The sequence below is a fragment of the Shewanella mangrovi genome (assembly GCF_000753795.1).
Taxonomy (GTDB): domain Bacteria; phylum Pseudomonadota; class Gammaproteobacteria; order Enterobacterales; family Shewanellaceae; genus Shewanella; species Shewanella mangrovi.
The window spans coordinates 1-10,231 of record NZ_JPEO01000020.1 but is presented as its reverse complement, the minus strand read 5'-3'; the positions used below and the strand labels follow the sequence as shown (position 1 = coordinate 10,231).

Genomic DNA, 10,231 nt, shown 5'->3' with positions numbered 1-10,231 from the left:
TTTTTTTTTGCTTGATCAAAAATGCGGGCAAAAAAAATGTGTCAAGCTATGGCACATTTCTGCGTTGTATCTCAAATTGGAATTGCAGGCGAAAACTACTCAGCAGCAGGTGCGTTAGCTTCAACAACTTCAGCTGGGCCAGTAAACCATTCTGTAAGAATGTTGAGCACTTTCGGTTTACCTGTGCCTTTCAGTGACGAGAAACCTTCAACCCGCACCGCATCACCAAAATCTGCCAGTGCTTTACGCACATCATTCACAGCCTTCATCCGCGCACTTTGAGTAAGCTTGTCTGATTTGGTCAGCAGTACCAATACTGGCAGTTGGCTTTCTACTGACCATTGCACCATCTGCATATCTAAGTCTTTAAGTGGATGGCGAATATCCATTAGCACAACGACACCTTGCAAACATTCGCGATGCTGAAGATATTCACCTAACGCATGTTGCCACTTCTTTTTCATTGCCAATGGCACCTGGGCGAAACCATAACCGGGCAGATCCACCAAGCGGCAACCTGGTGTCATTTCAAACACGTTGATCAACTGAGTTCGGCCTGGCGTTTTACTGGTTCTCGCCAAGTTCTTTTGTTCGGTCAGTGCGTTCAATGCACTCGATTTGCCTGCATTTGAGCGGCCAGCAAAGGCGATTTCTATCCCCTCATGACCTGGAATATGTTGTTCGAGGTGCTCAATATCAGGCGCGCTGATCACAAAGTGTGTTTTGCGAAAATCGATGCTTGCGTCAGTCAAGTGAGAGTCTCCATTGCCGATTAATACCGCACGTCAAATGCGCCGCGGTCAGAATTATGTAAGAATGCGCTTATTAGCCCGCCATTCTAACATGCCTGACTCGCAACGCCGAAAATCATCATGATCAAATTCAGTTTAGTTATTGCTTCATCTCTGTTTTGGGTGGCCTTTGCCGCTCAATCTGCTAACCCTATTGATAGTCGAATTGCCCATGGTAAGCAACGTGCCGCTATATGCACGGGTTGTCACGGTGAAAGGGGGATTAGTTCGATTTCGGAATATCCCAATCTCGCCGGCCAATCAACCCGCTATTTAATTAAACAACTACAAGACTTCCAACAAGGAAAAGACGGCCGCGAAGATTCGATGATGAACGCCTTTGCGGCACAACTGTCAGCCGAAGATATCGAAAACCTCGCCGCCTTCTACACCAGTCTTCCTGCAAAAACGTCTAGTTCGACAACAAGCCAAAACAATGGTGAAGCGCTCTATATGGGGGGGGATATGTCGCGAGATATTGCAGCGTGTTCAGCCTGCCATGGTGTCAAAGGAAGAGGATTAGCCGCAGCAGGCTTTCCCGCTTTAGCGGGCCAATCAGCACATTATATTGAAGAGCAATTACAAGCATTTAAAAGTGGTGAACGCCACAATGATATCAATGGCATGATGGGGGACGTAAGTCGCAAGCTCAACGACAAGGAGATTGCCGCGTTAGCTGCGTATATTGAAACGCTCAAATAGTACACAAACAAAAGTTGACGTTTACGTAAACTAAATATAAGTTGACACAGATCACCAAATGCCGTTTAATAGCCAAGGTTTTTGATTCCCAGTCAGTAAAATAATAATGATTTACTGGGATCTAAACAGGTTGCAGAGTCATTTGGGGGACTCTCAGCTTGCAGGGGATGCGGCAATCACCCCCTGTTATCTAAGGTGGGATCACCTTAGATAATAAAGGTCGGGATGACCACAAACGACATAGCATGGAATGCGTTAATAAAAATAGGGATAGGACCGGGAGAGTCCGTTCGCTAAACAAGGATGGCGACTAGCAGAATCTGACACAAAGTGTCATCATCAAGCGGCAGCTCGTCTGCCGCTTTTTTATATCCTTATTTCAACGAAATTTGTCGGAATATGAAGTAGATGCATCATTGTCCCCTTTGCAGACAAATAACTACACAACCTCATTATCAAGATAAGAAACGCAGCTTTTTTCTCTGTGATAACTGCGGTCTGGTCTCGGCCGACTCTCATAGTTTTTTGCTGCCAACAATAGAACAGCAACGTTACGGACGCGCGAAAAAAGCCGGTAAACAACGTCAACTCGAAGATTTTATCGAATCACTTATCCAACAATTACGCGACCTAGGCCAAACTGAGCTTAACGGGCTTAATTTTGGCCGCGTACTGTCCGAGCATGCCTTAACGAAAGTGAAGACTGCGGGCTACCATATGCAGCAATTTGATCCGTTCTTTGCACCTAATCACCAAGTACTGCAACAACAATATGATGTTATCTGTAGCTATCGCGTCTTTGAGCACTTTCGTGAACCAGCAAAAGAATGGCGCCTAATCAGTTCACTACTAAAGCCGCAAGGTTGGTTGGCGATTTCCACCCCTCTATTGCGCTCACCAGCAGCATTTGCCAAGTGGCACCTTAAGAATAATCCAACCCATGTCAGCTTTTACCAGCCCCGCACCTTTACTTATTTAGCGCAAATTAGCGGCTTCGAACTTTTATTTGCTGATGGGGACTTTGTACTGATGCAAAAAGCAGCGTAATTTGCTATAAATCGCGCCCCGGTTGCAAAGCTGCAGTAAAATACAGATGAAGGCGCTTGCACCCTGTTAGCTAATTCATCAAAGAGATCCATATGACCAGAATTAAAAAGTCGCGCAATACCAATGAAAATGGCCCAAAGCGTGCACCAAGAACCAAGAAAACTGACCGTAAAACTGCCCGTAAAAAGCAAGAAACGGGTAATAAGTCAGGCAGCCGCCAAGCAGTAGGCGCAACGGGTTCAACCAGTGGCCAATCTAACGCGAAAAAAGATCCTCGTTTAGGCAGTAAAAAGCCTGTTGCCTTGAGCTTGCCTACTCAGCAAGCGCCTATCGCAGCGGTGAAACCAGCGAAAAAGCCAGCGCTGACTGATGAACAAAAGTTGATGCAGTTAGAAGACGATCCACGCCTAAATAGCCTGCTTGATCAGTTAGAGGAAGGCAAAACACTGTCGAATACAGATCAACAGTGGCTTGATAAACAGCTCAACGAAATCGAACGCCTCATGCAAAAACTCGGCATCGAAGATTTAGAAGAAGCCAACGATATCGGCGCAGATGATGAAGATGAACTGCTGGCTAAATTTGACTCGGGTGCAGATTTGCTGAAACAGTATCAACAAGACGATAAATAAGGAGTTGCTGTGCAGATATTATTAGTGGTGGTCGCGTTGTTGATCGTGGTGGGCTTGGCAACTTATGCCACCATGCTGTTAATTCGTTTGCAAAAACAGAACAAATCCCGACAGGCCGCCATCAATGCACAGCAACAAGCCATCAAGGAACGTCAGCAGCGTGTTTTGACCGATATCCGCTATATCGCGCAAGCAATGACAGAAGATCGCTGTGAGATATCAGAAGGCGTGCTGCGCATCGCTAAGTTGTTTGAAGCACTATCGCTTACTGAACGTGTTGAAGGCGATTTTCCGGCGACTTATCAGCATTACGAGTTGATCAAAACTCACCCTATTCTGGAGCAACGCGCCGCACTGCCAAAACAAGAACGGATGCGTCTGGATCTGAGCAGAATGAAATCAGAAGCCAATCTGCAGCAAGCCATTCTCGGTGAGGCAAAAACCTTAGCTAAGTTTGAACTCAAGCCAACCCACTAAAAGTTTCCAAAGTTGATAGCCCAAGGCGTGAGTCGGTGCACAATTCCGGCCGACTTGGGCAGACATTGACATCATTTTCATAGATATTCGCTGTTTCTTAAATATCCATGTAAGAATTTCAAACTGGATCAAGGTTATTTGGCGAGTAACATTGCATACTTCGCCTGTTGCTAATTTAATGTCGGAGGACGCGTCTTGGAGCAGCCCACTAAAATCAGCTGGGATCAGTCAATGATCGAGAAGTACAACTACAGCGGTCCGCGTTATACCTCATATCCGACGGCGCTGGAGTTCGATGATTCCTTCACTGAGGGCGATCTGCTATCGGCGATTGAACACAGCAAAAGCGACAAACTGTCGCTGTATATCCACGTGCCTTTCTGTGCCAAGCTTTGTTACTACTGTGGCTGTAATAAAATTATTACCCGCCATCAACACAAAGCCGACCAATACATCGAATATTTGGAAAGCGAAATTCTTAAACGCGCACCGCTGTTTAAGCGTTATAAAGTGACCCAAATGCACTGGGGCGGCGGTACCCCAACCTTCCTCAACCCTGAGCAGATCTTGCGTTTGACCAAGCTGCTCAAAGCAAACTTTGATTTTGCCGAAGAAGGTGAATACTCGATTGAAGTTGACCCACGTGAAATCGAACTGACCATGCTCGATACGCTTAAAGAAGCGGGCTTCAACCGTATTTCTATCGGCGTGCAAGACTTCAATAAAGAAGTACAAGTGGCCGTTAACCGCGAACAAGATGAAGATTTCATCTTTGCCTTGATCAATAAAGCCAAAGAGATGGGGTTTGTGTCGACCAACGTGGATTTGATCTACGGCTTGCCACACCAAACGCCAGAAACCTTTGCGCAAACCATTCAGCGTATTTTGGATCTGTCACCAGACCGTTTGTCAGTATTCAACTACGCCCACTTACCAGCACGTTTTGCGGCGCAGCGTAAGATTAAAGATGAACATCTGCCAACCCCACAGCAAAAGCTGGAGATCCTGCAGCACACTATCGAAACACTGACTGGCGCAGGCTATCAATACATCGGTATGGATCACTTTGCTAAGCCTGATGATGAGTTGGCCAAGCTACAACGTGAAGGTCGTTTGCACCGTAACTTCCAAGGCTACACCACTCAAGAAGAGTGTGACCTGTTAGGTCTGGGTGTGTCATCCATCAGCCAAATCGGCGATTGTTACGCGCAAAACCAGAAAGATATCCGTCCATACTACGAAGCGATTGATGACCACGGTCATGCTTTGTGGAAAGGTTGTAAGCTCAACCGTGACGACGAAATCCGCCGCGCAGTGATCAAACAGCTGATCTGCCACTTCGAGCTCGATATGGCACAAATGGAAGAAAAGCTTGGTATCAACTTCGACGAGTATTTCGCTGAAGATATGAAGCTGATGCAGACCTTCATCGATGACAAACTGGTCACAGTTGAAGACCGTAAAATTCATGTAGGTGAGACAGGTCGCCTGCTGATCCGTAACATCTGTATCTGTTTCGACGTCTACTATCGCGAAAAAGCCCGTCAACAACAGTTCTCTCGCGTTATCTAAGCCGTTTTTAGGCCAGCTAACGCACGAAAAAGCCGACATTATGTCGGCTTTTTTATTGGCTGAATATCACGTTCAGCGCAATTGCCAATTAAGACTTACTGGCATAAAGAGCCTTACGCTCACTAGCTGATAAAAATGCCATCTCAACGCCATTGCGTTGCAGCTGTTGTAACTGCTCAGCGGTCAATTGCAGCTCTTGCTGCGCAATCCGATATTCATGCGCGATATCAATATTACTCACGCCCGGATCATCGGTATTTAAGCCAACCAACAAGCCAGCATCAATAAACTGTTTCAGCGGATGCGCATCGTATGATGCCACAGTTGAAGTGTGTAAGTTGCTGGTAGGGCAAGATTCAATACCTATACGCTGTTTAGCCAAGTAATCCATCAACTTAGCATCTTCGACCGCTTTGACGCCGTGGCCAATACGTACTGCGCCGAGCTCGTTAATCGCTTGCCAGATACTAGCAGCGCCTGCGGCCTCACCCGCATGAACTGTCACTTGCAAGCCGGCATCGCGGGCTTTTTTAAAGTGCTCATTAAACAGCTCACCTGGGAACCCTAGTTCGTCACCAGCAAGGTCGACCGCGACTAACTCTTGGTGGTAACTTAGCAGAGCATTCATTTCATCGAGGCACGTTTGCTGGCCATAAGTGCGCGACAAAATACCGATGAGTTTCACCTTGGTGTTAAAATCACGCATACCCGCATTAACACCGTCAATCACCGCCTCGACCACTGCTGGCAGTGACAATTGGTGATTGTGTGCCATGTAATAAGGGCTAAAACGCAACTCAGCGTAATCTAAACCTGATAACGCCGCATCTTCAACATTCTCGTAAGCAACACGACGCACCGCGTCTAAATCGGCCAAAACGGCCACCATCCAATCAAGTTTGGCTAGGAATCCTAAAAGATCGGCTTCTTTTCCCTGAATTTGTACATGCGGAACAAGTGACTCAACAGACGTTGCTGGCAGCTTAATGCCATGCTGTTGGCCGAGTTCCCATATCGTTCGGATGCGGACATTACCGTCCAGATGTCGGTGCAAATCCACCAACGGGATAGAAGTATCAATCATAAAAAAGCCTCTTTCGCGTTACCTGCGTTATTGGGATTTGGTAGTGGTAACTAACTTATTCTAGCATGAGCACCTGCCGTATCGCAGAAAGGCTTTGTTACAAAAGGGGGCGGTAACTAACGGCAAATAGGAATTATGCCTAGTAATCGCTCCAATAAAGCTCAAATACTGATAAGCTTTGATTATCTATGGAAGGCGGTAATGAGGTCAGATGATGGCAAAATTCAGCAGTCGGGATGACCGTCCGGTCGCAGATGAGCTACTCAGTGAGTTCTGGCTACAAGTATCTGAAGCCAGTATCACCACAACTGATGGTTGTCAGATTGCCTATTGCAGCGTTACTCATCCACAATCAGAAAAAGCCGTGGTGATCAGCAATGGCCGGGTAGAAAGCTATCTCAAGTACGCCGAAGTCATCTATCAGTTACATCAACAGGGATTTAGCGTATATGCGTTAGATCATGTCGGACAGGGACTATCAAGCCGCTTAACCGATAACCCCCATATTGGCCATATCGACAAGTTTTCTCGTTATGTCGAGCACTTTACTGAATTTATGACTCAAGTGGTATTACCGCAAAAGCACGGTAAACACTATCTATTAGGCCACTCGATGGGCTGTGCTATCGGCGCACTCTATCTAGAACAGCATCGTGACCAGTTTAACGCTGTTGCCTTTTGTGCGCCGATGTTTGGCATCAAGCTTCCTATGCCAGCACCTTGGGTGAAGTGGCTGGCTCAAAAACTTAATCACGTTTCCGAAGGAAAAAAGCCGAACTACATTCCTGGAGGAAAGGATTACCATGCCAAGCCGTTTTATGGTAATCCGCTAACACATAGTCGGCAAAGATACTGCCGTCTACTGGCACTGTATCAGCAGGTACCACAAATCCAATTGGGCTCACCCTCCAATCAATGGCTTTTAGAAGCATTAGATGGCGCACATCAAGCCTGTGAGGTGACCAAAAGGCTTTCAATACCCACATTAATTTTACAAGCAACTCGCGATAAGGTTGTTGATAACGCAGCACAATGGCGCGCTTGTGGCCCTCAAACAGAGCTACAGCAGATTGAAGGGGCGCGACATGAAATCCTGATTGAACACGATTACTGTCGCACCAAAGGACTAGAACTGATTCTGAATTGGTTCAGCAGTTGATAATAACTGACGTACATCTCCCGCTCGTGGCAGCAAACGGGCAAATTCTGCTGCAGGCAAAGGCCGACTCCACAAATATCCCTGAAACCAATCACACTGTTGGCTCTTGAGGTAGGTGTGCTGGTCAGGTGTTTCCACGCCTTCCGCAACCACATCCAACTTCATAGCATGGGCCATTTCAATAATGGCTTTTACAAGCGTATTGCCTTGCTCGGTCTTGCCAATGTTACGTACAAATGCCGCATCAATCTTTAAGCGCGACAATGGCAGATGCTGCAGATAACTCAGCGAAGAATACCCCGTACCAAAATCATCAATAGCAATACTGAATCCGGCCTGTTGTAGCTCATTAAAACGGGCCTTAATCAGCGACAGATCGGTCAAAAACAGATGTTCGGTTAACTCAAGTTCAAAAGCCCGCGGCGTAAGTTGACGCCCCTTGATCTGCACCAATAGACCTTCGACAAACTTAGGGTCATTAAACTGACGAGCGCTGATGTTGATAGAGATTTTTGGCAATTGCTTTTCTGCATTCTGCACTACAAACTCGCATACCTCTTTAACCACCCAACGGGTCAGGTTATCAATCAAGCCGCAACGTTCGGCTACCGGAATAAAATCAGCCGGGGAAATAAAGCCAAATTGTGGGTGTCGCCAACGCAGTAACGCTTCAGCGCCTGATAAAATCCCATGTTCATCCACTATGGGTTGATAATAGAGTTCTAACTGGCGTCGTTCGATGGCATCACGCAGATCGTTTTGAATGATAAGTTGCGTATTAACCTGATGTTCCATCTCAGCAGAATAGATTACACAGTTATCTCGACCACGCTCCTTAGCGTCAAACATGGCCATATCGGCACAGCGCAGCAACTCCCCAGACGAGCTACGTTGTCCAGGTCGCAACAAATCGATACCGATACTGGCTGAGACGTGCAGCTTGTGACCATTAATCACCAAACTTTGCGAGATGCTCTGCCGAATAGCACCCGCCATCGCAAAAGCCTGCTCACGCGCTTGTTCTTCTGTCTTACCAGCATCTTCCACCACAAGCGCAAATTCATCAGCACCGAGTCTTGCTAAAAGGTGTTCACCTACCGTATCTGATAGACGTTTACTGATCTGTAGTAACAAACTATCACCGGATTTATGCCCAAGCGCATCATTCACAATTTTGAAGTTATCCAAATCAATCACAAACACCGCGCAATAACTAAAGCGGCCGGGTAAGGCACAGATACGGCTAAGCGTTTGATTAAGATGTTCACGATTAGCCAGATTGGTTAAAGGATCATGACTAGCCAAGAAGGCCAAAGCGTGTTGATTCTGAATATCATCTGAAACATCTGCGTGATAACCCAACATGCGCAGAGGACGACCATTTACGTCCCAAGCGACAATCATGCCGCGACTTTTCACCCACACATAATGTCCATCCTTATGCTGCAGCCTATGCAGTGAGTCATATTCATCAGCCTTACCATCAAGATAATCTTGGAGCACTTCAAGCGCAGCGGATTGATCTTCAGGATGCAACTGTTGCCGCCAGGTAGAAAAATCAGCATCAAGCTCTGTGGGTGAAAAGCCTAAAATTTCCTTCCAACGGCTAGAAAAAAACACCTTACCTTTGACGATATCCCAATCCCACAACCCGTTGCGATTACCATCAACAGCAAACAACCAACGCTGTTCGTTATCACGAATTCGCTCTAACAGACGTTGGTTATGTTGATGAGATGCCGTAATAGCATCCGCAAGGTTTTCAAAGATTGTCATCGGCCATTGAGCTATCGCCGGTCGGTAAGGAGAAGATGCCAATGTGGTAAGTTGCTGAACTGGCTTAAACAAGAAGCGTCGAACAAATAATGCAGCCAAAGCGAGCAGAGACGTCACGACACAAAATAACAATGTAAACTGACGATTGAATTCAGCGATAGCCGCCAGCGCTGCAGGATGAACATCGGCAGCGACATAAATTAAATTTACAGCACTATAATCATCGTTCTGTGGTCGGTTTACCGGATAATAGAATTGCGCCAATAACGTATCTTTATCCAAAATCGAAAATGGGCGCTGTGACCGGCTAACATTAGTTGATGTGGTGACAGAGTAGTGTTCAAACGCTTCTACTGCAGGGATGTTGAGCCATATTGCGTGGTTAGCAAAACGTACGACACCTCGGTTATCGATAAAAGCGACGGAAACAGAGTCTGAAGACGTCGAGATGTAACTCAGCTCATCTTCAATCCGCTTATCATCCTGAACAATAATAGCCTTTCCCAAAGACTCAGCGGAATGCTGCAGTAGTCTGTTCCATTGCACTTTTGCTTGCTGAATTGAAGTCGCGACAGCATCTTCCTTGACCAGGAAATATATCCCCGCAAAAAATGCAGAATACAACAGGATAAAGCCGAGAATAGAAATGAAAGGTCTATTCCGCCAAGCTAGCTTCAAGACAGCCTCCCAAATGACGGAAAAGTCTTAAGTCGAAATTACACTATATTCTAGAACAGTTATATGCTCCAAGTGTAACGACCTTTTTTAACAATATGGAAATTATGTGTTTTATCACAGAGTTGAAAAGATATTCAGAAGAACCCCATAAAGACTTCTGAAGGACAATAAGCTAACAATAGCAATTTCCCTTCAGGACTTAGATGATTTTTACGGGTAGCGTCTTGTTTCCATACCCAAACCACCACAGCATAGAAAATGGCGCGATGTTTTAAACCTCAGAAAGCAAAAAGGCCACCCGCTTGGGTGGCCT

The 10,231-nt window shown here is 46.2% G+C and carries 9 protein-coding genes; 6 read left to right on the top strand and 3 right to left on the bottom strand.

The genetic code is table 11. The features are described 5' to 3' along the window. Positions 1 to 95 precede the first annotated feature (95 nt). Positions 96 to 752 (bottom strand): ribosome biogenesis GTP-binding protein YihA/YsxC, encoded by a 657-nt coding sequence (gene yihA, locus HR45_RS16775; protein WP_037445348.1) that lies wholly within the window; start codon positions 750 to 752, stop codon positions 96 to 98. Positions 753 to 872: 120 nt separating this feature from the next. Here yihA and HR45_RS16770 point away from each other — a divergent pair, with 120 nt between their 5' ends. The 5 genes from HR45_RS16770 to hemN all read left to right on the top strand — a co-directional run bounded on the left by HR45_RS16770 (position 873) and on the right by hemN (position 5,221). Further along, on the top strand, positions 873 to 1,493 hold the full coding sequence (locus HR45_RS16770; protein WP_037445345.1) for a c-type cytochrome: 621 nt from the start codon (positions 873 to 875) through the stop codon (positions 1,491 to 1,493). Positions 1,494 to 1,901: 408 nt separating this feature from the next. Then, the gene (locus tag HR45_RS16765; RefSeq protein ID WP_037445343.1) at positions 1,902 to 2,540 is read left to right on the top strand and encodes a class I SAM-dependent methyltransferase; all 639 of its coding nucleotides are present in this window, start codon (positions 1,902 to 1,904) and stop codon (positions 2,538 to 2,540) included. A gap of 92 nt (positions 2,541 to 2,632) precedes the next feature. Further along, complete coding sequence (yihI, locus tag HR45_RS16760) at positions 2,633 to 3,172, top strand: Der GTPase-activating protein YihI (protein ID WP_037445341.1); 540 nt, start codon at positions 2,633 to 2,635, stop codon at positions 3,170 to 3,172. Between the two features lie 9 nt (positions 3,173 to 3,181). Further along, entirely contained in the window at positions 3,182 to 3,649 is a 468-nt protein-coding gene (locus tag HR45_RS16755) for a DUF2489 domain-containing protein (protein WP_037445339.1), read from the top strand. A gap of 195 nt (positions 3,650 to 3,844) precedes the next feature. Then, positions 3,845 to 5,221 (top strand): oxygen-independent coproporphyrinogen III oxidase, encoded by a 1,377-nt coding sequence (hemN, locus tag HR45_RS16750; RefSeq protein ID WP_081933522.1) that lies wholly within the window; start codon positions 3,845 to 3,847, stop codon positions 5,219 to 5,221. An 88-nt stretch (positions 5,222 to 5,309) separates the two neighbouring features. Here hemN and add read toward each other — a convergent pair whose 3' ends face one another. Next, positions 5,310 to 6,305, bottom strand: coding sequence for an adenosine deaminase (gene add, locus HR45_RS16745; RefSeq protein ID WP_037445337.1), 996 nt, complete (start codon positions 6,303 to 6,305; stop codon positions 5,310 to 5,312). Between the two features lie 211 nt (positions 6,306 to 6,516). Here add and HR45_RS16740 point away from each other — a divergent pair, with 211 nt between their 5' ends. After that, positions 6,517 to 7,464, top strand: coding sequence for an alpha/beta fold hydrolase (locus tag HR45_RS16740; RefSeq protein WP_037445335.1), 948 nt, complete (start codon positions 6,517 to 6,519; stop codon positions 7,462 to 7,464). Here HR45_RS16740 and HR45_RS16735 read toward each other — a convergent pair. Next, positions 7,432 to 9,918: a putative bifunctional diguanylate cyclase/phosphodiesterase gene (locus tag HR45_RS16735; protein WP_052074812.1), complete on the bottom strand. Its 2,487-nt coding sequence runs from the start codon at positions 9,916 to 9,918 to the stop codon at positions 7,432 to 7,434. The genes HR45_RS16740 and HR45_RS16735 overlap by 33 nt on opposite strands. Between the last annotated feature and the right edge of the window lie 313 nt (positions 9,919 to 10,231).

What these genes read in the sequence shown, in the direction of transcription:
- HR45_RS16770 (WP_037445345.1), top strand. Translation starts at nt 873, where the DNA reads ATGATCAAATTCAGTTTAGTTATTGCTTCATCTCTGTTTTGGGTGGCC.
- HR45_RS16765 (WP_037445343.1), top strand. Translation starts at nt 1,902, where the DNA reads ATGCATCATTGTCCCCTTTGCAGACAAATAACTACACAACCTCATTAT.
- yihI (WP_037445341.1), top strand. Translation starts at nt 2,633, where the DNA reads ATGACCAGAATTAAAAAGTCGCGCAATACCAATGAAAATGGCCCAAAG.
- add (WP_037445337.1), bottom strand. Translation starts at nt 6,305, where the DNA reads ATGATTGATACTTCTATCCCGTTGGTGGATTTGCACCGACATCTGGAC.
- HR45_RS16740 (WP_037445335.1), top strand. Translation starts at nt 6,517, where the DNA reads ATGATGGCAAAATTCAGCAGTCGGGATGACCGTCCGGTCGCAGATGAG.